The 24,768-nt window shown below is 34.5% G+C and carries 21 protein-coding genes and 1 pseudogene; 10 read left to right on the top strand and 12 right to left on the bottom strand.

Annotation, left to right across the window (positions count from 1 at the left end; genetic code table 11):
• Window positions 1-81 precede the first annotated feature (81 nt).
• Window positions 82-786, bottom strand: a complete 705-nt coding sequence (locus tag J2772_RS04105) for a LytR/AlgR family response regulator transcription factor (protein WP_209913584.1) — start codon at window positions 784-786, stop codon at window positions 82-84.
• Window positions 783-1,805 (bottom strand): sensor histidine kinase, encoded by a 1,023-nt coding sequence (locus J2772_RS04100; RefSeq protein ID WP_209913581.1) that lies wholly within the window; start codon window positions 1,803-1,805, stop codon window positions 783-785. Before J2772_RS04100 ends, J2772_RS04105 begins: the two co-directional genes overlap by 4 nt.
• Before the next feature lie 136 nt (window positions 1,806-1,941).
• Between J2772_RS04100 and J2772_RS04095 the strand changes: the two genes are divergently transcribed.
• The 3 genes from J2772_RS04095 (at window position 1,942) to J2772_RS04085 (ending at window position 5,377) form a co-directional block, all read left to right on the top strand.
• A complete protein-coding gene (locus J2772_RS04095; RefSeq protein WP_209913579.1) occupies window positions 1,942-4,107 on the top strand; it encodes a TonB-dependent receptor domain-containing protein in 2,166 nt (721 codons plus the stop codon).
• 168 nt (window positions 4,108-4,275) lie between these two features.
• Entirely contained in the window at window positions 4,276-4,794 is a 519-nt protein-coding gene (locus J2772_RS04090; RefSeq protein ID WP_209913578.1) for a HEAT repeat domain-containing protein, read from the top strand.
• A gap of 16 nt (window positions 4,795-4,810) precedes the next feature.
• Entirely contained in the window at window positions 4,811-5,377 is a 567-nt protein-coding gene (locus J2772_RS04085) for a hypothetical protein (RefSeq protein WP_209913575.1), read from the top strand.
• Window positions 5,378-5,444: 67 nt separating this feature from the next.
• Here J2772_RS04085 and J2772_RS04080 read toward each other — a convergent pair whose 3' ends face one another.
• Window positions 5,445-7,037, bottom strand: coding sequence for an ABC-F family ATP-binding cassette domain-containing protein (locus J2772_RS04080; protein ID WP_209913574.1), 1,593 nt, complete (start codon window positions 7,035-7,037; stop codon window positions 5,445-5,447).
• 196 nt (window positions 7,038-7,233) lie between these two features.
• Between J2772_RS04080 and J2772_RS04075 the strand changes: the two genes are divergently transcribed.
• From J2772_RS04075 to J2772_RS04060, 4 genes are all read left to right on the top strand, one after another.
• A complete protein-coding gene (locus tag J2772_RS04075; RefSeq protein WP_209913572.1) occupies window positions 7,234-7,788 on the top strand; it encodes a phosphoribosyltransferase in 555 nt (184 codons plus the stop codon).
• Between the two features lie 124 nt (window positions 7,789-7,912).
• On the top strand, window positions 7,913-8,491 hold the full coding sequence (locus tag J2772_RS04070) for an adenylate kinase (protein WP_045494076.1): 579 nt from the start codon (window positions 7,913-7,915) through the stop codon (window positions 8,489-8,491).
• A 64-nt stretch (window positions 8,492-8,555) separates the two neighbouring features.
• Window positions 8,556-9,539 (top strand): GTPase ObgE, encoded by a 984-nt coding sequence (gene obgE, locus J2772_RS04065; RefSeq protein ID WP_209913570.1) that lies wholly within the window; start codon window positions 8,556-8,558, stop codon window positions 9,537-9,539.
• A 306-nt stretch (window positions 9,540-9,845) separates the two neighbouring features.
• Window positions 9,846-11,159, top strand: coding sequence for a DEAD/DEAH box helicase (locus J2772_RS04060; RefSeq protein WP_209913568.1), 1,314 nt, complete (start codon window positions 9,846-9,848; stop codon window positions 11,157-11,159).
• A gap of 213 nt (window positions 11,160-11,372) precedes the next feature.
• Here J2772_RS04060 and J2772_RS04055 read toward each other — a convergent pair.
• The 9 genes and pseudogenes from J2772_RS04055 to J2772_RS04015 all read right to left on the bottom strand — a co-directional run bounded on the left by J2772_RS04055 (window position 11,373) and on the right by J2772_RS04015 (window position 21,125).
• A pseudogene (locus J2772_RS04055) lies at window positions 11,373-12,701 on the bottom strand (transposase).
• Between the two features lie 225 nt (window positions 12,702-12,926).
• Window positions 12,927-14,078 (bottom strand): hypothetical protein, encoded by a 1,152-nt coding sequence (locus J2772_RS04050; protein ID WP_209913567.1) that lies wholly within the window; start codon window positions 14,076-14,078, stop codon window positions 12,927-12,929.
• Window positions 14,079-14,083: 5 nt separating this feature from the next.
• Complete coding sequence (locus J2772_RS04045; RefSeq protein ID WP_209913565.1) at window positions 14,084-14,851, bottom strand: TatD family hydrolase; 768 nt, start codon at window positions 14,849-14,851, stop codon at window positions 14,084-14,086.
• Window positions 14,852-14,856: 5 nt separating this feature from the next.
• A complete protein-coding gene (locus J2772_RS04040; RefSeq protein WP_209913563.1) occupies window positions 14,857-15,378 on the bottom strand; it encodes a DUF4269 domain-containing protein in 522 nt (173 codons plus the stop codon).
• On the bottom strand, window positions 15,379-16,329 hold the full coding sequence (locus tag J2772_RS04035) for a GSCFA domain-containing protein (protein ID WP_209913561.1): 951 nt from the start codon (window positions 16,327-16,329) through the stop codon (window positions 15,379-15,381).
• 74 nt (window positions 16,330-16,403) lie between these two features.
• Window positions 16,404-17,375 (bottom strand): polyprenyl synthetase family protein, encoded by a 972-nt coding sequence (locus J2772_RS04030; protein WP_209913560.1) that lies wholly within the window; start codon window positions 17,373-17,375, stop codon window positions 16,404-16,406.
• Between the two features lie 102 nt (window positions 17,376-17,477).
• Window positions 17,478-18,620, bottom strand: a complete 1,143-nt coding sequence (locus J2772_RS04025; protein WP_209913558.1) for an inorganic phosphate transporter — start codon at window positions 18,618-18,620, stop codon at window positions 17,478-17,480.
• Between the two features lie 23 nt (window positions 18,621-18,643).
• Window positions 18,644-19,282 carry a DUF47 domain-containing protein gene (locus J2772_RS04020; protein ID WP_045494045.1) on the bottom strand — a complete coding sequence of 213 codons (639 nt, stop codon included), beginning with the start codon at window positions 19,280-19,282 and terminating at the stop codon, window positions 18,644-18,646.
• A 151-nt stretch (window positions 19,283-19,433) separates the two neighbouring features.
• On the bottom strand, window positions 19,434-21,125 hold the full coding sequence (locus J2772_RS04015) for a DEAD/DEAH box helicase (RefSeq protein ID WP_209913556.1): 1,692 nt from the start codon (window positions 21,123-21,125) through the stop codon (window positions 19,434-19,436).
• A gap of 359 nt (window positions 21,126-21,484) precedes the next feature.
• Between J2772_RS04015 and J2772_RS04010 the strand changes: the two genes are divergently transcribed.
• The 3 genes from J2772_RS04010 to J2772_RS04000 all read left to right on the top strand — a co-directional run bounded on the left by J2772_RS04010 (window position 21,485) and on the right by J2772_RS04000 (window position 24,757).
• Window positions 21,485-22,153, top strand: coding sequence for a DUF2461 domain-containing protein (locus J2772_RS04010; RefSeq protein ID WP_209913554.1), 669 nt, complete (start codon window positions 21,485-21,487; stop codon window positions 22,151-22,153).
• Between the two features lie 321 nt (window positions 22,154-22,474).
• Window positions 22,475-23,269 carry an FkbM family methyltransferase gene (locus J2772_RS04005; protein WP_209913552.1) on the top strand — a complete coding sequence of 265 codons (795 nt, stop codon included), beginning with the start codon at window positions 22,475-22,477 and terminating at the stop codon, window positions 23,267-23,269.
• Window positions 23,270-23,278: 9 nt separating this feature from the next.
• Window positions 23,279-24,757, top strand: coding sequence for a lipopolysaccharide biosynthesis protein (locus J2772_RS04000; protein WP_209913550.1), 1,479 nt, complete (start codon window positions 23,279-23,281; stop codon window positions 24,755-24,757).
• The last annotated feature ends 11 nt before the right edge of the window (window positions 24,758-24,768 follow it).

Below are 24,768 nucleotides of genomic sequence, written 5' to 3'. Positions count from 1 at the left end.
TAACGGATTACATTGAAATTTTCTTAACGCTCCTGATTCCTAGGTCAATAAAAAAACAACCTATTTACACATCTAGCGGTTTTATCTTCCACTGCTTTCAATCCATTCTGAGAAAAGTTTCCGGTAGGTCTCTCCTACTGTCACAAAGTCCTGGTTTCTCATCTGAATACGGTTTCCTTCAATGACTTTGATTTTATCAGTCGCTATGATGTAAGACCGATGAATCCTCATAAACCTGTTTTCAGGAAGCTTTTCTAAAATATCTTTCATATTTTCAAGCACCATCACTTTATCATTGATGGTGTGAATTCTGATATAATCTTTTAATCCTTCAATATAAATGACCTCATCAAAGGCTATTTTGTAGTATTTTCTGTCTGACCGCACAAAAAGATGATCCATCTGCGGTTCGGGAATGAAGGCCTGCTGCCATTGTATAAATTTCTGTACTCCCTGATAAAAACGATTGAAAGTAATAGGTTTCAGTAAAAAATCGACAACATGAAAATCGAAAGCTTCCAGAGCATATTCAGCATAGGCAGTGGTTACGATGAAATTATGATTCTTATTGAACATTTTCATCATTTCAATTCCTGTAAGTTCAGGCATCTGAATATCAATAAAAATAAGATCTATACTTTCTGAACCCAACAATTTCATGACTTCATACACATCACTTCCGGCATAGATGATATTCAGCAGATCTGTTTTTAGGGCATAATCATTTAAAAGCCTTACCGCAAAGGGTTCATCATCAAGGATAATACAATTGATCTTTTGTTTCATGAAAGTTGAATTTGTATGGATGCTTTAAATTTATTTTCAATACGGATGGTTTCCAGTTTATATTTACCGTGATACAGCATATCTAACCTATTTTTAAGGTTATCCAAGCCAATACCGCCCAGTTTATCTGTTTTTTTATTTCCTATAGAATTAATGACTTCAAAATTCAGATTCTTATCGTCAGAAATTATATTGATTTCAATGGGATCTTTCTCTGAATAAGCTCCGTGTTTCAATGCATTTTCTATCAATGGCGACAAAATATAGGGTGCTATTCTTTGTTTTTCATCTTTAATTCCGGACTGCCATTTTACGATATTATTTTCATAGTGTCTTAATTCCTCCAGCTCTATATAAGCTTTTATATAATCCAGCTCTTCTGACAGGGCAATATGTTCTTTTTGGGCCTCATAAGTGGTAAAACGCATGATGCTGCTCAGCTTTTCAATAGCAGAAAGGGATTCCGGAGATTGGAAATGAACCATTGAATAGATATTATTTAAGGTATTAAAAATAAAATGCGGATTGATCTGTGCTTTAAGGAATTTGATTTCCGTATTTTTCTGTTCTTCCAGAATCACCTTATTATATTCTAAGAGTCTTATCACATGGATAATCAACCATAAAAATGAGCTAAAAATAATAGGCTTACTGCTGTAGGCAAGATTATCCAGAAGATAGCTTCCCAGAACCGGATTTGTGTAATTCACCTGCCCTAGCCACCAGTCTGTAAGAATTTGTTCAATCACAAATCGGGTTAATGTAAAGAACAGATAAGTAATGATAATTCCGGCCAATAGCTTTATCCATTTAAAATCTTTGAAGATCCTAGGCATTACCATGACATAATTAAAATAGAAGGTCAGCACAAAAACTACAGCATAGGTTTTAAAGAATAGGTCCAGCTCCGGTATTTCGAAAGAAAGTGGTTTGCCCACCAACATAAAATACAGAATCAGCAGCCAAAATAAGATATGCAGGCCAGCCTCTGTCTTTTTATTCAGATATAGTTTTCCCATATCGGTTATTATTTTTTTGTAAAAATAGGTTTTTATGGAAAAGCTCCGCAACGGGTTTGTCGACAAAAACCCCAGGAACGTCGATAAAATTGGTTTCAGCTAGCTCAATGCCCCAGTTTTACTGAAAAATAAAGACATGAAAACTTTACTCCTTCCAGTGATACTCCTTTTATTCTTAAACACAATGAATGCTCAGGAAAAGGAAACCAAAAATGAAACTTCTTTAGAAACTGTTGTGATAAAAATGCAGAAAAAAATTATTGAAAGAAAAGTAGACCGATTGATTTATAATGTTGAAAACTCAACTGCTTCAACAGGTGGTAACGCTTTGGATGCTTTAAAATCTGCTCCGATGGTAAGAGTTCAAGATGAAACGATTTCCATCGTGGGGAAAGGTGATGTATTGATTATGATTGATGACCGTCTTCAAAAAATTCCAGCCAGTGAAGTTGCTGCTTTCCTGAAAACCATTCCTTCGGATAATATTAAAAGTATTGAGGTTATCACTTCTCCACCAGCAAAATATGAAGCGGAAGGAAACAACGGTATCATCAATATTAAGCTTAAAACAGCTAAAAGTAATTCATGGAATGCCAGTGTAGGCACCAATTATACCCAGAGGTTCTATGCCGGAAACAGTGTTCAGGGAATGTTTAATTATAATCATGGAAGACTTTCTCTTCAATCTTCTGTATATGTAGAACAACAAAAGTTTCACTCGAGTTCCCAAACCAATACTTATTATCAGAACGAATTATGGGTTATGAATACTCAAAGTACAAGTAAAAATAAAAATCTGGGCATCAGCTTTGGAGCTGACTATAAAATCACAGATCAATGGACAACCGGAGTAAAATATTTGGGTAGTTTCAGTAAAGAAAATGGTTCAAGTTCACCACTTACATCAAGAATGAGTTATGAAACATCCCAGCCAACTTCTTTCATTTCTTCTGAAACTGAATCTTCCAATAAACCTAATATTAACAGCTTAAACTGGTTTAATACTATAAAAATGGACAGTGCTAAAACTGTACTAACCACAGATTTTGATTTCTTTAACTATAAAAAGGATGATGTAAGGGATTTCTATGGCAGTGAACTTGACGCCCACATGCAAATGCTTTCCGGCACATATTTTTCAGCATTGAATTCCAACGTGAACAAAATTCGAAATTATTCTGGGAAAGCAGATCTGGAAACCAAACTTTCTTGGGCAGATCTTAATTTCGGCGGCCGTTTTTCTTTTACCCGTACTGACAATAATTTTTCAGCATACAATAAAGAAACAGGGAATGCTGTACTTAATACGGATCAATCCAATACTTTCATTTATAAGGAATACAATGAAGCTTTGTATTTTTCATTGAGCAGAAAATTCAACAGTCAATGGGAAGCTAAGCTTGGATTACGCGCTGAAGCTACTCAAACAATCGGGTTTTCTGAGAACCGTAATCAAACTGATAAAAATGATTATATCAAACTGTTTCCAACTGCTTATCTTACGTATACCATGAATACCAATCATTCTTTTTCACTGAATTATAACAGAAGGATCAGACGTCCGGATTTTGATTATCTGAATCCGTTTGTGGTGAGAACAAGTCCGTTTTACTATTCTGAGGGCAATCCTTATTTGAAGCCTTCTATTATTGATAATTTAGAGTTTTCCTATATCAAGGGACAAAAATGGACTTCTTCATTATATTATTCAAAAGTTTCAGATTTCGGGCAGGCATTGTCTATTTTAAATCCTGAAACCAATGTTACCAGAAATACACCTATGAATTATGCTGACACTTATCAGATCGGTTTTTCAACTTCTTATAATTTCAGCGCTGTAAAATGGTGGAACAGCTTTTCAGGGTTTAATGTTAATTATCAGAATGTAAAATCTAAAGTTCCTTACACAGCCTCTATTGATGGTTACAATGCTTACATGTACAGCAATAATGACTTTACCCTTAACAAGAAAAAAACAGTTTCCTTAAGTGTTAATTATGGCTTACAACTTCCGGGCAGATACCAGATCTTCCATATTTCTACGATGAATATTCTGGATGTTACCGTAAAAGTATTGTGTCTGGATAAAAAGTTTTCAGTATCTCTTACCGGAACTGATCTTCTGAACAGCCAAAGGCCTCTGATCTCTTATCAGTCTAATGGGATTGAAACCAATTTCAGAAACAATAATTATACAAGAGGATTCAGGCTTTCATTAAGCTACAGATTCGGAAATAATGATTTGAAATCTAAGGATAGAAATTTCGGGAATGAGGAGGAAAGAAGCAGAATGAATCAATAAGCTTCTTATTATTTTTAATAGTGATGATTCTCTTAGGAAACATACAGACTGGGTGTTTTGTTTCCCTCGCAATGCCTTTTATACTTTCTGTAATCCCCGGTTTTCTGGCCGGTTTATTTTCCAAAGGAATTCCTAAATTAGAACGCTGGAAAAATTAAAATCAACACCATGACTATAGAAGAACTTTTTAAAGATAATGCTACCAAAGCAAAAGAGAAAACAGAGATCATCAGCCAATGGATCATTAATACTTCTTTACCAACAGATGAACTGATCGCCTTTGCCGAGAAAGCAAAAGATCCTATAAAAGGAACCTGCATAGAAGCTATGGAATATGCCACCAAGCAGAATCCTAACCTCGCAGATGAAGCCGTATTCACATTCGTTACCAATACCCTTAATGAAAAGGCTCCCCGAATAAAATGGGAAAGTGCCAAAGTGATTGGTAATACAGCTCAATTATTTCCAGAGAATCTGGACCTGGCCATTACCAATCTGCTGGCCAATACAGAACACGAAGGAACGGTTGTCCGTTGGAGTGCTGCTTTGGCATTGGGAGAAATCCTGAAACTGAAAACACCACACAATAAGACTCTTCTCCCCGCCCTTGAGAACATCAGTGAAAAAGAAGAAAAAAACAGCATCAAGAAGATTTACCTGGATGCTATTAAGAAAATGAAAAAATAAAATGCAAGAAAATTCCATGACTGAAATTATAAAAATAGCCGAAAAATATGTATTAAATAATGCTGGAGATCACGTTGAGATTAGTTACACAGAAGATTATGATGATATCTTTGTCTTCGGTTATCAAGCAAAAGATAAAAAAGTAATGCTAATAGGTCAGGGACCAATACTTCTTGTAAAAAAAGATGGGAGAATATTTGAATTTGGAAGTGCTACAGGAGTAAAACAAGCTCTTATTGAAGTAATCACCAAATTAAATAAGGAAAGATTAATAAGAATTTTTCATAAAGAGTACAATATTCAAAACAGCAATTACCATCTAGTAATCAATGATATATACAGAGATGATGATAGTGAAGATCTTAATAACCTGATAACCGTTTTATTAAGAAACAGAATTGGATATTCTACTCGGGATGAAAACAATAAAATACAGTTTCATTATTATAATAAAGAACAATTGGAAGAAATTTTAAAACAAACACCTGTCAATCTAGGCAAACATTCTAATCTGGCTGATATTCTTATTGATCTTATTAACACTAACATCTATTTCAACTGGACATTATCAGAAACTAAATAATTTTGTTGTTCCGCAGAAATCTTATGCTCATCCGGATTTCTGCGGAATGACAAACAATATAAATATTTTATGAGCCCAATAAAATCTCACGGCTCACTCCAATCTCTTCCAGAAAAACTTCATCATGAGAGATCACCAGCAATGTTCCATGATAATCTCTGATAGAGTTTGTGAGAATTTCTACATTCTGTAAATCCAGATTATTGGTAGGTTCATCAAGGATCATCATATCTGGAGCTTTATTACTGATAGAAAGCCCGCACAGAAGCAGCCTCAAACGTTCTCCTCCACTTAAGACCCCACATTTTTTATCCCATGTTTCTTTACTGAATAAAAAGCGGGACAGCAATGTCTTCACTTCTGATTCCTGCAAAGCACTGTCATTGAATGTTTGCACAAAATCATACAGCGTAAGCACCTTATCAATTAGTGAATATTCCTGATCGATATAAATACTGTTGAATTCAGCACGATTAATACTTCCAACAGAAGGTGTTATGCTACCCAAAAGAAGTTTGATGAGGGTTGTCTTTCCTGAACCATTAGAGCCTTTAATGGAAATTCTGTCTCCACTTTGTATTTCAAAATCTAGATTCTCTTTCCAGAGCTTTTCTTCTTCGTAGCTAAAGTTAATATCTTCAGCTGTAATTAAAATTTTTCCTGAATGTAAGCCGGAGTCATTGAAATTGACCTTCATCTGATCGGAATTCCTGATAGAAGAACGCAAGTCTCTCAAGTCTCCTGAAATACCACTGATCTTTTCTGTATGTACACTTTTCAGCTTTGAAGTATTTTTTTCAGCATTGTTCCGCAGGGTATTCATCATAATTCTGGCCACCCCGGATTTTTCCTGTTTCTGTTTTCCTCTGGCATCAAGTTTCTGTTTCCGTTCTATGGTTTCACGTTCTTTTTCTTTTGCTTTTTTCAGAGCTCGCTCCTTAGCGTGAATATCATTTTGTAAGGCTTCATCTTCTACTTCTTTCTGTTCCGTATAGAAATCGTAATTTCCGCCGTATGTAGCAATTCCCTGATTGCTTAGTTCAAAAATCGTATCTACAAGGTTCAGCAATGTTCGGTCATGGCTAACAATAACAATGGTAGCGTTTACTTTTTCAACGAGGTCATATAACAGCTTTCTTCCCTCCAAGTCCAGATGATTCGTAGGTTCATCCAACATAATAATATCAGGCTGATTGATCTGAATTCCCGCAAGGAAAACCTTGGTCTTCTGTCCGCCACTTAATCCTTCTAGTTTTTGGTTTAAATCAAAATCCTGAAGGTTCCAATACAGCAATGCATTCTGACAACGTTCTTCAATATCCCAGTCATCATTTAGAATATCAAAATACAGGTCATCTACTTCCCCGCCTGCAATTTTTTCAAGGGCAAAAAGTTTTTGATCAACATTCAGGCACTCTGCGATCGTTAAATGATTAAAATTTCCGAACATTTGAGGAACGTAGAAAATTTCACCCTGGATATTGATACTTCCCTCTAATGGCTGTAATTCATTTGATATTATCTTCAGTAGAGTAGATTTTCCCACGCCATTGTTTCCAACCAAAGCCGATTTGGTTTGAGACGGTACTGTTAAATTGGTATGATTAAAAAGGAGTTCCCCTCCCGGAAACCCAAAGGATATATTTTGTAGTAAAATCATGATTTCTTTCTTAATAAAGGTTAAACACCAGCAACTCATTGGTTACTGTTTCATTGAATGTGAAAGAAATTATATCCTACATGTCTGTATTTATGGGTTTTAAAAGAACAAATATAGTATAAATCCGTGATTAAACACAAAAACATTTTAATGAAAAATCTAAAATCCGTAACTTTGCCAACTACTAAAAATTTTTATGGAAAGTATTAAAGTTCACGACAAAACTTTCGTTCCTTATTTAGAGGATGCCGAAATTCAGGAAATTGTAAAAGAGACAGCATTAAGAATTTATGAAGATTACAAAGACGAAGTTCCTGTTTTCATTGGTGTTTTGAATGGGGTTATCATGTTCTTCTCAGATCTTTTAAAATATTATCCTGGGGAATGCGAAATCGCTTTCCTTCAAATGAGTTCTTACGTAGGAACTGAATCTACAGGGATTGTTTATCAAAAAATGGAACTTACAAAAGACGTGAAAGACCGTCACATCATTCTTGTAGAAGATATTGTTGATACAGGAAACACGGTTGAAAGTCTTTTCAAATATTTTCAGGAAACACAACGTCCTAAATCTGTAAAACTTGCAAGTTTCTTACTGAAACCTGAGATTTACAAGAAGGATTTCACACTGGATTATATTGGAAAGGAAATTCCAAATAAATTTGTTCTTGGCTATGGATTGGATTATGATGAATTGGGAAGAAACCTACCTAATTTATATCAATTAGAAGACGGACAAATTAATCATTAAAATGCCTATAGCTACTAGCTACCGGCTTTTAGCTTTAAATATTAAATCGAAATAAAGTAAAATATTAACTAAATAAAGCTAAAAGCAAAAAGCAGCTGCTAATTGCCGGAAGCGAAACAACATTATGATAAACATAGTTCTGTTCGGCCCTCCAGGAAGTGGAAAAGGAACACAAGCTCAGAATCTAATCGAGAAATTCAATCTAAAGCAGATTTCAACAGGTGATCTTTTCAGATACAACATGAAAAATGATACTGAACTTGGAAAACTGGCTAAGTCTTACATCGATAAAGGAGAATTGGTTCCGGATCAGGTAACAACAGATATGCTGATTGACGAGATCAGAAAACCTACCGATACTAATGGTTTTATCTTTGATGGATATCCAAGAACTACTGCTCAGACAGAAGCTTTGGAAAAAATCGTTAAAGAAGAACTTAATGATGAAATAGATATTTGTCTTTCATTAATCGTAGAGGATAAAATTTTGGTGGAAAGACTTCTGAAAAGAGGAGAAACCAGCGGTAGATCAGACGACAGCAATGTAGAGATCATCGAAAACAGAATTAAAGAATATTATACTAAAACAGCAGAAGTAGCCGAACTTTACAAGCAACAAGGTAAATATGTTGAAGTAAACGGTGTAGGAGAAATTAACGAAATTTCCGAGAAACTTTTCGCTGAAGTAGAGAAAATTAAATAATCGAGATTCGGGATACGGGATTCGTATTTTCGTCCCGTAGCTCGCAACTCGTAACAAATACTATATGTCTAACTTTGTAGATTACGTAAAGATCCATTGTAAAAGCGGACACGGAGGTGCTGGTTCTGCCCACCTTCGCCGTGAAAAGTATATTCCAAAAGGAGGTCCCGATGGAGGTGACGGAGGTCGTGGTGGCCACGTCATTATGAGAGGAAATGCTCAGGAATGGACTTTACTTCCGCTTCGATACACCCGCCATATAAAAGCTGAGCGTGGTGAAAACGGAGCAAAAAACCAGCTTACCGGTGCTGATGGTTCTGATATTTATATTGATGTTCCCATCGGAACTATCGCTAAAAATGAAGAAGGAGAAATTATCGGCGAGATTCTTGAAGACAAGCAGGAAATCATTTTGATGGAAGGGGGAAAAGGAGGAAGAGGAAACGAATTCTTCAAATCTTCTACCAATCAAACTCCAAGATATGCTCAACCCGGAATGGACGGCCAGGAAGGCTATATAGTCTTCGAGCTTAAAATTTTAGCCGATGTAGGATTGGTTGGGTTTCCGAATGCCGGAAAATCTACACTTCTGGCTTCTGTTTCCGCAGCAAAACCTAAAATTGCCAACTATGCCTTTACTACCCTGACCCCTAACCTAGGAATTGTGGATTACAGAAATTACAAATCTTTTGTAATGGCTGATATTCCAGGGATCATTGAAGGTGCAGCAGAAGGAAAAGGATTAGGACACAGATTCCTGAGACATATTGAAAGAAACTCTATCCTTTTGTTTTTAATTCCAGCAGATTCTGAAGATCACTTTCAGGAATTTAAAATTCTGGAAAATGAATTAAAGGAATACAATCCTGAGCTTTTAGATAAGGATTTCATTATTTCTGTTTCAAAATCCGATCTTTTGGATGATGAACTGAAAAAGGAAATTGCTGCTGAATTCCCAGAGAACAAACAGCCTTTATTCTTTTCTGGAGTTACCGGAGAAGGTCTTATAGAGTTGAAGGATGCCATCTGGAAACAGTTACACGGATAATCTCAAATTTGAGAATTTGATTTTAAATATAAATAAAGAGGAGCTGTTTTGTTCCTCTTTATTTTTGCTTATTATGATGATGTAATGATTACTCCTTCTTTGTCAGAAAGTTGATATTCTAACAGCCAAATAAGCAATTGTTTATAAGCTCATAATGAAACTCAATACTTTAACCTTAATAACTTTCATCTTTTACATACAGGTTATTGAAGCTTAAAATACAATTCTTAAATTTTTAACTTACCTTTGCAGGATGTAATTCTTTCAAAAAGAGAGAATTTTTATTTAAATTTTAAAATAATTCATTTGAATTTTACAGACTTAAACTTAATAGAACCTATTGCTAAGGCAATCCAGGAACAAGGATATACAACTCCAACACCCATTCAGGAAAGATCTATTCCTGAAATTTTACAAGGCAGAGACTTTTTAGGCTGTGCACAAACAGGAACGGGAAAAACAGCAGCTTTTGCTATTCCTATTCTACAGAATCTATCTAAAAATAAAATACCGAACAAAAATATTAAAGCCTTAATCCTTACTCCTACCAGAGAATTGGCGATTCAGATTGAGGAAAACATTCAAGCTTATGGTAAATATCTTCCGTTAAAAGAACTTGTTATCTTCGGAGGAGTGAAACAAGGAAACCAGGAAGCTGCTTTAAAAAGAGGGGTTGATATTCTGGTTGCTACACCAGGAAGACTTCTTGACTTTATTGCGCAAGGTATTATCAGCTTAAAAAATCTTGAAATATTCGTTCTTGATGAAGCAGACAGAATGCTTGACATGGGCTTTGTACATGATGTGAAAAGAATCATCAAGCTTTTACCACAAAGAAGACAGACTCTTTTCTTCTCTGCAACGATGCCTGGAGAAATTCAGAAACTGGCTAATTCTATCCTAAATAATCCTGTAAAGGTAGAAGTTACCCCTGTCTCTTCTACTGCTGACACCATTAAACAATCTGTTTATTTTGTAGAAAAGGATAACAAACTGAATCTTTTATCTCATATCCTTCAAAACGATATCGCAGATTCTGTATTAGTATTTTCCAGAACCAAGCATGGTGCTGATAAAATTGCAAGAAAGCTTCAGAAAGATGAAATTTCTGCAGAGGCTATTCACGGGAACAAATCTCAAAATGCGAGACAGAATGCTCTTAATAACTTCAAATCAGGGAAAACAAGAGTTCTGGTAGCTACTGATATTGCTGCAAGAGGAATTGATATTGATGAACTGAAATTTGTAATCAATTTTGAACTGTCTGACGTTTCTGAAACCTATGTACACAGAATCGGAAGAACGGGAAGAGCCGGAGCTGAAGGATCTTCTATTTCTTTTGTGGACGGATTAGATCTTCTTAATCTGAAAAATACGGAAAAGCTTATTGGAAAGAAAATTCCTGTGATCAAAAATCACCCGTTCCATACGGATAATCTTGTAGCACAGAAAAGAGATTCTAATAATAAACCTGCTGCTGCAGGTGCTGAGAGGTCACAGAAACCGAATAATAATTCCAGACCCAATAATAATAGAAATAAAAAGAAGCCAAATCCTTCCGAAACACCTTCTACCGGATTTAAAAAGCCTAAGAATAAGAATTTTACACGAAAAAAATAAAAAAAAGTCCCTTTCAAAAATGGAGGCCACTGAAAAAAATCACATATTTTGATGATTATGATTTTTTCAGATGATATTTAATCCCTTATAACAAGATTTAAAATCCTGTTATAAGGGATTTTCTTTTGTGATTACTTTTTTCGTTAGGTTTTATGAGGCTTATTTGAACTTCTTACTGATTTTTTTACACAGCCCTTGCAAATTGCTTTTTTTCTACATTAATTTCAGTATTCTTGTTAAATTGACTGTGAAAATAGCCATAGCTCCCTCCATTTGCATATTTTCAATTCCGTAAGAAGTGGCTCTGTGATAAGCATGAACATTTTTAAGCTCACTGTTTTTGGCTTCTATTTTGTAGCGATGTTTTGATTTTTCTTTGTAATAATCCGTTTGCTGAAAAGCCATTTGCTCTTGATGTAATTCTGATTTTATCAACACTGAATAGATTTTTGTTCTCGCTCCATCTTTGTAGCAACCCTCTTTAAAAGAGCAAATTTTACATTTTTCGACATCAAAATAATACGTATCTACTTGGTTTTTGCCTACATTTTTTTTGTTCTGACTTGCTTTTCGTATTGCCAAATGCCCTGCCTTACAAACAAACCGATCCGCATCTTTATTGTAATCAAACTTATCTTCGTCCTTTCTAAAACCCTGTGTTATGGAGGGATTCAGCCTTGAAACAACTTTAACTTCCTGCTCATTGGCAAGTTTAAGATTTTCCTTCCCCAAATAAGCAGCATCACCAATAATGGTATCTACTTTTATTCCATTTTTTTTGCTTATTTCTAATAGTTTAGGCATCTCCTTTTTCTCCCGAAGTAACCACTGCTGCCGTAATGATGTGTTCTTCAGTCATCACCAGATGCGTTTTGTAGCAAAAAAATGACCTGTCGGCAGATTTATGACCTGTTCTGGCATCGGAATCTTTTGATAAAATTAAATTTTCATCGGCATCTTCCAGGGTTTCTTTCAGCAGGTTTAGTTTTTCCTTTACCGCAGGGATCAAGCTTATAGATAGTTCATCATCAATACATTTCTCCAGATTTTTGCAGTAAGCTATTTCTTTATTGATATCATTTTCAACATTTTTTTAAGGCATCCGTTTTTTAAATTCATCATCAAATTGATAAATCGCTTTGTGAAGTAGTTTCGAGCGTTCTCTAATCACCTCGATGGCAGAAAACGGATTGGATCTCGACAAAGTATGAGTAGATAGATTTGGATAGTACAATACCTTTTTCAATAGCGACATTTACGGTTTTAGCAATCAATACATTGAGCAGATCCGTGTCTTTCAACCGTAATTTTGTGAATTTTGTGAGTGAAATTGAATTGATAACCTCCTCTTCCGGAGCCATTTCCAAAAAAATATTTGAACAACATATCATAATGGGAGCTCTCTACCACATCTACATCGGAAACGGTATAAATGGTTTTCAAAAGCAAGTATTTGAACAGTCTGATCAGACTCTGGGCATTGCGCCCACTGTTCAGGCAATATTTATGTAAAAGTTCCTCGTAGTTGAATGAAAAATCAATAAGTCAATTGATTTTGTTTAGAATTTTTTCTTTTGGAACAATCAGATCGTATAAATCAGAGTAAATACTTAATTGAATATTTTGTTACTGAACTAGCATCCATAAATCATTGAATTACAATATTAACATACAACAAAAAAGAACGAAAACCTTTCGGTTTTCGTTCTTTTTTGTCATCTCTGAAATCACTTTTTCAGTGGCCTCCAAAAATGAAAAGGACTTTTTTTACTGTATATTTTCAAATTCTATATTTTTCTGTTTTGTATAACAAAATCCTATAATACAAAATGGAAGTGCTATAGCCAGATAAGAAACGTTCATATAATCAAATGTCCAACCCAGCATAATAGTTTCAAAAACATAGGATGCCATCATTGCAAAAATAATAACTGACGACAGATAAAATACCTGCTCTACTCTATTGACATAAAAAGACAGAATAATGGTAACTGCCAGGAAAAATAATGTAACATATTTATTTGCCTGCCCCTGCAGCTGTAATGGATTGTATTTTAAAATATAATCAAAATCTTTTGCTGGAAGCAATACTGTAGCCAGCAGTAAAGAAAATGTAATGACAAAGCCAACACCTACTTTTACCTTATTAGCTATTTGGGTAGCCAAAAATGGTTTCATAAAAAATAAGATAAGCGGAATAATAACTACACTTCTTGTAAGACAGATAAAGCCCAATAAAAGCCCTAATAAAAACGGATTCTTAAAATAGTCTTTTTCAAATTTTCTATGCCAGTACAATATAAATGCAGAGACTATAATAAATGAAGAAATAAGATCACTTTTACAAACGACTTCATAAATATAAGATAATGAAATAGCTAAAAGAAATATACCAGTCCATTTAACTTCTCTATTTTTAAATTCTTTTATAATGGCATAACAGAATAGAAGAAATGCTGCAACCTGAAGATAGCCAACATTTCCTATAAAAAAGAAAATTACAGCCACCAGAAGCTGCCCAGGAAGATAGGAAGGATAATTTCCTACAAAGTTTTCCGTATCATAAATATATTTACCGTGAAGCCAATATCTAAGCGAGTATTCTATGGTCTGCCATCGGTCTATATTGAGTTTATAAGGGTCTGTAAAAACATGTGACAAACCAATATAAGCTAATGCAACACTCACAATAAAAGCCTTCAAAATAAAAGGTCTTTCTCTAAATTTTAAAAATATCTGATGACTGTATTTAAAAATAAGAAAATGAACAAGAATAAATACGGCTATCAACAGATAAATTGGTATAATAGACTGTCTTATCCCATACTTTACAAGAAACGAAAGGTTCATAGCAGAATAAAGAATGAATAAAACAATGGAAATTGATTTATTCAACGTTGGGGTTAATAATTTATCCATAGATTTTAACTGTTAAAAAAAATTCTTTTTGCATTTTCAGTTGTAATTCTATCTATCTCAGAAAAATCCTTACCATAAATATTCACAAGCTTCCCGGCTACAAGATCAAGATACGAGCTCTCATTTCTTTTTCCTCTGTGCGGAACCGGTGCCAGATAAGGAGAATCTGTTTCCAATACGATTTTATCTAACGGAACTTCACTCAAAAACTGATCTATTTTCCCGTTTTTAAAGGTCACTACTCCGCCGATTCCTAAAATAAAATTCAGGTCAATCGCATGCTGGGCCTGTTCCAAATTTCCGGAAAAGCAATGGAAGATTCCTCTTAATTTCGGATGTTTCTTTCTTTCCAGTACTTCGAATGTTTCATCAAAGCTTTCTCTGGTATGAATTACAATCGGAAGGTCTTTTTCAATAGCCCAATCAATCTGCTGTTCAAAAGCTTTCACCTGAATATCCAAAGTTGTTTTATCCCAATACAAGTCAATTCCGATCTCTCCTATCGCAGGAAAATATCTTTGGTTAAGATAGTTCTTAACGATTTCCAGTTCTTTTTCCCAGGATTCCTGTTTTACATAGCAAGGATGAAGCCCCATCATTGAAAAAATCTGCCCGGGATAGTCTGTTTCCAGCTGCAGCATTTTCTCGTGAGATCCAGAATCAATAGCAGGAAGATAAAATTCTGTAATTCCTTTATTTAAAGCTCTTTGGATAGCATCTTTTCTATCTTCATCAAATTCTTCTGCGTATAAATGGGTATGTGTATCAATCATTTTATTTAAAATTTTAATAGATCTTCGTAAGGATTTTCAAGCCCCAGTAACATTCCGAAAGCCGGTTCTGTCTTTATTCCCTGTTTTTTAAGCTCTATTATTTTGTGTTTAAATTCTTCTCCTTTTTCCTCTAATATTTTGTGTTCAGCAATCATATGAAGATAGGCATTCTGCTTAATTGTAGGTTTATTCTGTCCGAAAACCTCAATGGGAAACCCTTCCAGCATAAAATTTAAAATAATACATTTTTCACCGTTTATGATGGGATATTCTACTTCTATATTATCAGGAATAAACCTGCTAAACATTAAATCATCCAGAAAGTCTTCCTCAAATCTTAAATCCACCTCAAAAATAAGGTCCAGATCACTTCCTTCTATATCAATTTCAATCGGAATAGTTCCTGCTAAAATGGGTGAATAATCTTTTAATTTTTCAAAAATACGATGCTTTGCAAGAAGTTCGTAAGCTTTTCTTTGCCTTTCGTTTCCATCTTTCAAATAATCAATTCCAGTGAAATCAGGCATTTAAAATATTTTATGTTTTACCTTTTTACGTTGTAGGTCTATTCTCTGATCTAATTTTTCTCTGAATTCAATAAATTTCGGATCTTTTGTATCATTGGTTCTATGCTCCAATGCTCTCATAATCTTAAAATTTTCTTTAATGAATCCCTTTGTTTCTTCCGAAAAATAAGAGTCTCCAAACTTATCAAAAATATAATTAACGGCTTGAGTACTCGGATGAATCATATCTTCTTTATAGAAACGATAATCCCTCAAATCATCCATCAAAATCTCATAAACAGGCAGATAATGGCAGTCTTCAAATAGAGAAATAGATTCGTGAACAGCCGTAATTAACTTGGATTTGCTCAACTGATTCTCAACCATTCCATCTTTGGTATGCCTTACCGGAGAAACAGAAAATAAAATCTGAACTCCTTCTTTGCAGATATCTTTAAGTTCCAGAATGGTATTGTAAATGGAACCTGTAAGCTCTTGATGTGATAACAATCTCTTCTCAAAGAATTTCTGTGGAATCTTATGACAATTAGCCACCAATTTTTGTTTCGGAAGGAACTCATAAATGAAAGAGGATCCGTACGTAATAATGATCCAGTCTGCTTCCTGAAGAAAGGCATTTCCTGCTTCAATAGAACCATTGATTTTGTCCAATGTCTGATGAATATATCTCGTATCAAAACTCATATGATGATCTAATGAGAGATATTCTTCATTATAGGTAATCAGTTCTTCTTCCACATAGAACTCCGAATCATGGAGTCTTTTTACCGCATTATTAATAGAAAAGGGATTAAAAATCGTCCCAAAAGGATTATTGAGGGTCTGAAGCTGGCCATCTTTCAGTAATTCAGTCATTTCAGAGGCAAAACAGGAACCTATTGAAAATATTCGATCTTCAATTTCTATCTTTTTCTCTGATTTCGGGATATCAACCTCGGTTCTGAATTTCATTGTATAGATATTAGGTGGCAGGTAATAGGTGGCAGGCAATCTTGCCACCTACTACCTATCATCTTCAACCTTATTTAGCTTTCTCTTCTTAGTAAATAATTTGCCAACTCAATAAACGGCTTTTTCTTTTCGTCAGGAATATCAATTTTCTGAAGATAGCTCTGACCGATTTCGTTGTGTTTTTCGATCAAACGAAGTGCTTTTTCATCCACTTTTGTTCTTCTGAAGATCTTTTCAACACCATAGATCTTATCAATATTATCTGTCTTTTTAGAATACCAGTAATCCAACTCTTTTCTTTCCTCATCTGTAGCATGTTCTCTTGCTAACAGGTAAAGAACTGTTTTCTTATTTTCGTAGATATCTCCGGCATGTTTTTTACCAAACTGCGCCTGATCTCCAAATACATCAAGATAATCATCCATAATCTGGAATGCAATTCCGATGTGTTTTCCGAAGTTGAAAATTGCTTTTGCATCTTTAAAATCAGCTTTTGCAATTAAGGCTCCGATCTCAAAAGAAGAAGCACTTAGCACTCCCGTTTTGTAGGTAATCATTCTGATATAATCATCAAAAGTTACATTCTCCTGGGTTTCGAAATTAATATCATACTGTTGTCCTTCACATAAAAGAAGTCCAGTATGGGTAAAGATTCTGATACAAGCTTTAAAAATTTCAGGTTCAAGATCTTCAAAGAATTTATAAGCTTTAAGCATTAATCCGTCTCCCGAAAGAATTCCCACATTGATCCCGTGTAGTGTGTGGATTGTAGGCTTATTTCTTCTTAACGGAGCCTCATCCATAATATCATCATGAATCAGGGTGAAGTTATGGAAAAACTCGATAGCCAAAGATGGTTTTATAGCCTGTTTCAGGTCTCCGCCAAACAAATCACAAGCCATCAGTACCATAATGGGACGAAGACGTTTTCCACCATGGGAAATAATGTAGTTCATCGGCTCATACAGCTCCGTAGGTTTATCTTTAAAAGTGTACTTATTGATGGCGTCACCAACAATTTGCTGATATCTGTCTAAAAATTCCATAAAATCTTATAATTTGAACAAAAATACAATTTTTCAAGGCTCTATAAAACAAAAAACTTTGCCCAAATGGACAAAGTTTATATGATAATTGTGATTTTTATCTTAAAAAAGGAAAGTTACAATAAGATAAGTGATTGCTGCTACCAATGCTGAAATTGGAATGGTTAATACCCAAGCCCAAAGTAAGCTTACCGTAATTCCCCATCTTACAGCAGAAATTCTTTTCGTTAATCCTACCCCGATGATAGAACCTGTAATGGTGTGTGTTGTAGATACAGGAATACCAAAGTGGTCTGTGATAAATAAAGTAATAGCTCCTGCAGTTTCTGCACTTACTCCTTCTAATGAAGTTACTTTAGTAATCTTAGTTCCCATTGTTTTGATGATCTTCCAACCACCACTCATTGTTCCTAAGGCAATGGCAATAAATGAAACTAAAGGAACCCAAATATAGTGCTGTGCAAAGTAATTAAAACGTTCTGCAGAAGGAATATCCAAATACTGTACATCCTGAAGCATATTAACGTGATAATAAATTACAGCAGCTCCAATAATCCCCATTACTTTCTGAGCATCATTCAAACCATGTCCTAAACTAAACAGTGCTGACGAAGCCAACTGTAATCTCTTGAAAGATTTATCTGCTTTGTGTGGATTTGATCTCTTATAAAGATGAACAATAATTAATGTAATAATGATGGAGATAATCATCCCTATAATCGGTGCCATAAAAATGAACAGGAAGATAGGAATTACTTTATCAAACTTTACAACACTCTGGTGGGTAACCTGGCTCATAGCTTCTTTAGCGGTATCCCAGAATCCAAGCCCTGGTTGTGCTGCTGCTACATCATGATAGTCCATCATGAAAGCATGCATCAAAGCTGCTCCCAGAAATCCTCCAATCAAGGTATGTGATGACGAAGAAGGAATTCCAAACCACCATGTCAGAAGGTTCCAGGCAATGGCTGCCATCAAGCCGGAAAATATAACTTCAAGTGTGATAAAATTCTCATTAACTGTTTTGGCAATTGTATTACCAATTTTGAATTCTCCAATAATATAAGCAGCAATAAAGAAAGCTGCAAAGTTCCAAAGTGCTGCCCAAAGTACAGCCTGGAATGGAGTTAAAACTTTTGTAGATACGATAGTTGCAATCGAGTTGGCCGCATCATGGAAACCATTGATATAATCAAAGATTAACGCCAACGCAATAATAACTACAAGTAAAATCGGAAATTCCATTTTTTGCTATGTATTGTTATCTTTTAGGCGTATTTAATCATGATGTTCTCAATTGTATTGGCAACATCTTCTGCTTTATCCGTTACGATTTCAAGATAGTTCAATACAGATGAAACTTTAATAATGTTGATGGCATCATTAGTTTCGAATAAATCTACCATTGAGTTAGAAAGCAAATCATCTGCAATATTCTCAATAGAGTTTACTTTAATACAAGCTTCTTTCACCTGCTCCATGTTCTTGAAGCCTTTAAGGTTCTTCATTGCATTCTGAATTTCAAGACATGCTTTGTGGATCAACAGAGAGAAGTCTGAATAAGCTTTCATCTCAGGAGATTTGTATAAGAAGATATATTTTGTAGAAGCGTAGATATAATCTGCGATATCATCTAATCCTGTTGCCAATGTGTGAATATCTTCACGGTCAAAAGGAGTAATGAAGTTTTTTCCTAGTTCTACGAAGATTTCGTGAGTAAGCTCGTCATTTTTATGTTCGTAATCACTCATTTTTTTCAACATTGAATCGTCGTTAAGATCGAAATCCTTGATTCCAGCGTTGAATTCTTCAGACATTGCAACTAGATTTTCTGTTACCTTCTCGAAAAGTACAAAGAAGATTTTATCTTTTGGTTGAAAAGCGTGGAAAATATTACCAATTCCCATTTTTTAGTATTTATAATTCGAGTGCAAATTTCTTAAAAAAGGACCGCCCATGAAACTATATAACATTAAGTTTTGTTAACATTCGCTTACCCATTGATTATCAAATAAAAAAACCGGCAGTATTGCCGGTTTTATAGGGTATAAAAAGAGATTAGTTAGCTACTTCAGCTCTCATATCTTTTCCTTTAAATTTCATCGATTGAATATTGCTCAAGACATTGTCTCTATACGATTTTTCAACTTCGAAGAAAGAGAATTTCTCTAAAATTTCGATATCTCCGATTTCAGCTCTTTTCTTGCTCTTACCATCAGTAGTAGCTTTGTTGATAATATCTAAAACATCAAGCTTCTTCAAGTGGTCTTTTTTACCAAGGTTGAAGAAGAATCTAACCATGTTTTCATCCTTTCTTCTTGGCTTTCCACCACGATCTCTATCTCTTCCGCGATCTCTGTCTCTGCTGTCTCTATCTCTTCCTCTATCTCGTCCACGGTCTCTTCTTGAGAAATCATCGTCTCTGTTGCTCAACTTCTGCTCAACAAGATCGTGTTTGTCTTTGTAATATAAAGCAAGATCTTTCAATTGGAACTGTAACAACTTGTGTACCAATTCTTCTTTTGTAAAGCTACTTAAATCTGGAATTAAGCTATCATCAAATTCGAAAAGATCTTCGTGCTCTGTCAATAGTTTTTCGAAAACACCTCCAACCTGAGCCTTGATAATCTGGTCTCCTGTAGGAATGAATTTTTCGTTAATTTCAATTTTAGTAGCAGATTTAATCTGCTTCAATTTTCTGCTTTCTTCAGGCTTAATTAAAGCCATAGAAATACCATCTTTACCAGCTCTACCTGTTCTTCCGCTTCTGTGAACAAATACTTCAGGATCATCAGGTAAAGAGAAGTGGATAACGTGAGTCAGAGAGTTTACATCTAATCCTCTTGCTGCAACGTCTGTTGCTACAAGGATATCAATGTTTTTCAATCTGAATTTCTTCATTACCGTATCTCTCTGCGCTTGAGAAAGGTCACCATGAAGGGCATCCGCTGCATAGCCGTTCTGCATCAAGAAATCTGCAACCTCCTGAGTTTCCATTCTTGTTCTACAGAAAATAATGGAATACTGGTTAGGATTGGCATCAATTAATCTTTTTAATGCTTCTTTTTTCTGACGATATCCTACCACATAATATTCGTGAGTAATGTTCTTCTTCACTTCGTTGATAGAACCTACTGAAATACGGTGTGGCTTTGTAAGATAGTTTTTGGAAATTCTTTCCACTTCTTTATTCATCGTAGCCGAGAATAAGAAAGTTTGTTTCGTTTCCGGAGTTTCTCTTAGAATGGTTTCCAATTCATCCTTGAATCCCATTGATAGCATTTCATCAGCTTCATCTAATACTAACCAATGAATCGCAGAAAAATCTAAGGCTTTTCTGTTGATAAGGTCAATTACCCTACCTGGAGTTCCCACGATAATTTGTGGTTTCTCTTTTAAAGATCTCATTTGATCTACAATACTACTTCCACCATAAACCGCAGTAGTTTTGATGTCCATGTATTTAGAGTAATTCTTTATGTCCTTCGAAATCTGAAGACATAATTCCCGTGTCGGACAAAGCACCAATAATTGGATTTTGCGACTCGTATCGTCAATCATATCCAAAATCGGAAGCGAAAACGCTGCTGTTTTGCCTGTCCCTGTCTGCGCAAGTGCGATCAAGTCGCGAATATCTGAAAGAATAAAAGGGATAGTCTGTTTTTGGATTTCTGTTGGGCTTTCGTAGCCCAGTTCGCCAATTGCCTTAAGAATATCAGGACTTAAACTGGTTTCCGTAAATAAATTCATTAACTATTTTAAAATTTTTGCAAAGATACAATAAATATTTGACTTGTTTTTGAATAAAGTTTTAAATATACAATCTTAAATTCAGAATCTTGTAATACTTTTTTAATATTTGAAAAATTTAATCCAAAAAAAAGAGGCTTAAATTAAGAACTTACCAACCATTACTTTTGTTTATTACATTGGATTAATTTTTTAAGCGTTATTTATGAATTTTCAAAAACAAAACAATAAAACATGATTTTTTATGTAAATTTGAATAGTGTTGCAGAAAACAAAGGTAAGTGTTTCGGGGTGATGAAATACGGAATTAGCTATAAAATGTCTAGCAACGAATAAAAACCAATAAATACCAACACAATATGTCAGCAAGCATTTCTTCCAAAACTTTTGATTTTCTAAAGAAATTAAATAAAAACAATAACCGTGAATGGTTTAATGAGAATAAGAAACTCTATACAGAATCTCAGGAAAATGTTATTGAATTTTTAGATGATCTTATCAGGGAAATGTCAGCTTTTGATGAAAATCTTGCCAAAATTGACAGTAAAAAAGCATTATTCAGAATTTACCGTGACACCAGATTCTCAAAGGATAAATCACCTTACAAAACTAATTTCGGGGCTTCTCTGGGAATGGGAAAAGGAAACCAGAAAGGCGGATATTATCTTCATATGGAACCCGGTAAATCTTTTCTGGCCGGAGGAATATATATGCCTGAGTCTTCAGTATTGAAAGAAGTTCGAAAAGAAATCTCCCTGTATGGCGAGGATTTTCTTAACATTCTAAACCACAAAGATTTCAAAAAACATTTTCCGGAACTAGACCAGGATGACAAGCTAAAAAAGGTTCCTCAAGGCTTTGATAAGGAAGATCCCATGGCTGAATACCTAAAGCTTAAAAACTTTATTGTAGTCTACTCCTTAAAAGATGAAGAGATCCTGGATAAAAATGCAGTAAAGAATATGAGCAAGATCTTTAAACTGATGAAACCTTTAAATGATTTTCTTAATAACCCTTTTTTTGATTAAAAAATCACTGACTTATAGTTTTTGACCACAGATGGCACAGATCTTCACGGATGATTCTGCATATTTCCTTGCATATAATTCAAAAATATCCGTGCAGATCTGTAATTGATATTTTTATAAAACATTTTAATGTCTTTATACTATTCAAGAATGATTCATCTATAGAGCGTCTCTGTGACAAACTGAAAATATATTAAAATTCAGCGTCTTACAAAACAACCTACAAAGGCTATCAATTGGAAATCAATTAATTATATTTAACATTTTTTAAGAGAAGTTTTACTTTTTTGCTTATCTTTGCTGTTCGTCAAAAAGCTAAGGATGTCTTTATACCAAAAAATTGCAGAAAAACTACAATATATAAGTCCGAATTTTTATAAGAAAAGATATTTTAAGACCTTAAACAATCTTAATAAAGGTAATTTTTCGGAGCGCAATGTAGAACCGGAACTGGTATGGATCAAAGAATACCTTCCAAAAAGTGCTGTAATACTGGACATTGGTGCCAATGTAGGAACTTTCTTATATCAACTGGAAAATAAACTGGACCACGAGCATATCTATGCTTTTGAACCTAACAAAAAGCTTTATACCAGGCTGAAAAGACTGTTCCCTAGCATGAGGGTACTTCCTTTGGCTCTTTCTGACGAAAATACAATTGCGGAATTCAAAGTTCCCATTATCAACGGAAAAACCATTGCTTCCCGTGGAACCTTAAATACTGCTTACAAAGAAAAAGGCGAAGAGAAAAGCTATACTGAGAAAGTAAAGGTTATCAAACTGGATGAATGGGCTGCCCTGGAGCACTTTACCAGACTGGATTTTATCAAAATAGATGTTGAAGGCAATGAAATAAAGACTCTTTCGGGAGCTAAAGAAACCATCAGACAGTTTATGCCTACCTTAATGGTTGAGATGGAACAAAGGCATCACCAAACACCAATATGGAATGAAATCTCTGAAGTGCAAAGCTGGGGATATGAAGTAAAGTACCTGAACAGGAACAGCTTTACTCTGGAGACTCTTACAGAGGACATTCTCTTACAAAATACAAACGACGAAAAAAATAAAACTCAGTACATCAACAATATTATTTTTATACCTAAAAACCCTTAAAACAACTTTATGAGCGTAGTAGCGAGACAAGGCTTCAAATATTCTATTATTGGTTATATTGGGTTTTTGCTGGGCACAGTTTCTGCAATTTTTATCTTTCCAAATGACTTCGAATTTTATGGAAAACTCCGCTACAGTATGCAGACTGCAGAAATGCTTGTTCCTTTTGTTGTTTTTGGAATTTCCTATGCTAACGTAAAATTTTTTCATTCTTTACAGAAAGAAGGTAAAAATCAGAACATGCTTTCCCTATCGCTGGTTACTGTTTTGATTAACTTTCTTATATTTTCCGTTATATTCTTTGTTCTTCCCTACTTTTATCCAAAATTCATTCGTTCGGAAGCCTGGAAAATTAAAGAAATTATCTTACCTCTTATTTTAGTTTTATCTCTCTGTGCTATTTTTAATAAATACACTTCTAATTATAAAAGAATTGTTGTTTCTAATATATTCGACAATCTATTTCCTAAAATAGCCAATTTAGGAGCGTTCTGTCTGTTCTTTTATTTTTCTCTGTCTCAGAATATCGCATTGGCATTCTTCTTCGGAATATTTACTCTAATGCTTTTCGGGTATATTTATTACACTAATAAGCTTGAAAAAATTCATTTTGATATTAGTACAGATTATTTTAAGAAAGATAATTTCTGGAAGGAGTTTTTAAACTACAGTTTTTTCGGGTTTCTGGGAACATTCGGAAATTACCTGGCTATCAACAGCTTTATGATTGGGGAATTTATGGGAATGGAAGAAAACGGTATTTATTCTGTACTGTATGCTCTTATTTCACTAATCTCTATTCCACAATTGGGATTATTCAATATTTCAGCACCTATCATCAGTAAGCATCTTGCAGATGGCGATATGGAAGGACTGGACAAATTTCATAAAAAGACTTCATTAACCTTATATTTTCTGGGAGCAGTGTTATTTTCCTGCATCATGGTCGGGTTCCCCTACCTGACTCAGTTCATGCCTAAAAACGGGGTCATGCTTAGAGAGTACGAACCGGTTGTATGGATCTGGGGATCTGCAGTTTTAATTGACCTTGCCACAGGGTTCAACGGAAATATTATCTCCCTTTCAAAATATTACAGATTCAACATTCTGGTAATGCTTTTATTAGCGGGATTAACGATTGGACTGAACTTTTATTTCATTAAAAATACAGACCTGAAACTTATCGGGATTGCTTTATCTACAGCAATTTCCCTTACAATCTATAATGTTGTTAAAATCTTATTCAACTATATTGTTTTCAAAGTTTCACCGTTAACTATTGAGATGATCTTTATTTCAATCATCTGTACTTTAGCCATTACTGTAGCGATTGTTCTGCCTAATTTTGACAGCAACTTCATCAACCTTATCTACAAACCTACTGTAGTACTGATATTGATCTATATCGGAAATTATTTTACAAAGATTTTCCCGATAGAAGATTATCTGAACGCGAAATTTATTAAGAGTATTTTTAAGTTTAAATAAGACTTAGGAAG

This window comes from Chryseobacterium jejuense (genome assembly GCF_017877355.1).
Lineage (GTDB): Bacteria > Bacteroidota > Bacteroidia > Flavobacteriales > Weeksellaceae > Chryseobacterium > Chryseobacterium jejuense_A.
The sequence above is the reverse complement of the archived record's forward strand: the minus strand, read 5'-3'. Positions and strand labels throughout refer to the sequence as shown.

Bases quoted from the DNA above. Each gene is read 5' to 3' on its own strand.
- J2772_RS04085 (WP_209913575.1), top strand. From the start codon at position 4,811: ATGACTGAAATTATAAAAATAGCCGAAAAATATGTATTAAATAATGCT.
- J2772_RS04035 (WP_209913561.1), bottom strand. From the start codon at position 16,329: ATGAAATTCAGAACCGAGGTTGATATCCCGAAATCAGAGAAAAAGATA.
- J2772_RS04025 (WP_209913558.1), bottom strand. From the start codon at position 18,620: ATGGAATTTCCGATTTTACTTGTAGTTATTATTGCGTTGGCGTTAATC.
- J2772_RS04040 (WP_209913563.1), bottom strand. From the start codon at position 15,378: ATGCCTGATTTCACTGGAATTGATTATTTGAAAGATGGAAACGAAAGG.
- J2772_RS04075 (WP_209913572.1), top strand. From the start codon at position 7,234: ATGGAAAGTATTAAAGTTCACGACAAAACTTTCGTTCCTTATTTAGAG.
- J2772_RS04015 (WP_209913556.1), bottom strand. From the start codon at position 21,125: ATGAATTTATTTACGGAAACCAGTTTAAGTCCTGATATTCTTAAGGCA.
- J2772_RS04050 (WP_209913567.1), bottom strand. From the start codon at position 14,078: ATGGATAAATTATTAACCCCAACGTTGAATAAATCAATTTCCATTGTT.
- J2772_RS04100 (WP_209913581.1), bottom strand. From the start codon at position 1,805: ATGGGAAAACTATATCTGAATAAAAAGACAGAGGCTGGCCTGCATATC.
- J2772_RS04010 (WP_209913554.1), top strand. From the start codon at position 21,485: ATGTCAGCAAGCATTTCTTCCAAAACTTTTGATTTTCTAAAGAAATTA.
- J2772_RS04005 (WP_209913552.1), top strand. From the start codon at position 22,475: ATGTCTTTATACCAAAAAATTGCAGAAAAACTACAATATATAAGTCCG.
- J2772_RS04080 (WP_209913574.1), bottom strand. From the start codon at position 7,037: ATGATTTTACTACAAAATATATCCTTTGGGTTTCCGGGAGGGGAACTC.
- J2772_RS04030 (WP_209913560.1), bottom strand. From the start codon at position 17,375: ATGGAATTTTTAGACAGATATCAGCAAATTGTTGGTGACGCCATCAAT.
- J2772_RS04000 (WP_209913550.1), top strand. From the start codon at position 23,279: ATGAGCGTAGTAGCGAGACAAGGCTTCAAATATTCTATTATTGGTTAT.
- J2772_RS04105 (WP_209913584.1), bottom strand. From the start codon at position 786: ATGAAACAAAAGATCAATTGTATTATCCTTGATGATGAACCCTTTGCG.
- J2772_RS04090 (WP_209913578.1), top strand. From the start codon at position 4,276: ATGACTATAGAAGAACTTTTTAAAGATAATGCTACCAAAGCAAAAGAG.
- J2772_RS04070 (WP_045494076.1), top strand. From the start codon at position 7,913: ATGATAAACATAGTTCTGTTCGGCCCTCCAGGAAGTGGAAAAGGAACA.
- J2772_RS04020 (WP_045494045.1), bottom strand. From the start codon at position 19,282: ATGGGAATTGGTAATATTTTCCACGCTTTTCAACCAAAAGATAAAATC.
- obgE (WP_209913570.1), top strand. From the start codon at position 8,556: ATGTCTAACTTTGTAGATTACGTAAAGATCCATTGTAAAAGCGGACAC.
- J2772_RS04045 (WP_209913565.1), bottom strand. From the start codon at position 14,851: ATGATTGATACACATACCCATTTATACGCAGAAGAATTTGATGAAGAT.
- J2772_RS04095 (WP_209913579.1), top strand. From the start codon at position 1,942: ATGAAAACTTTACTCCTTCCAGTGATACTCCTTTTATTCTTAAACACA.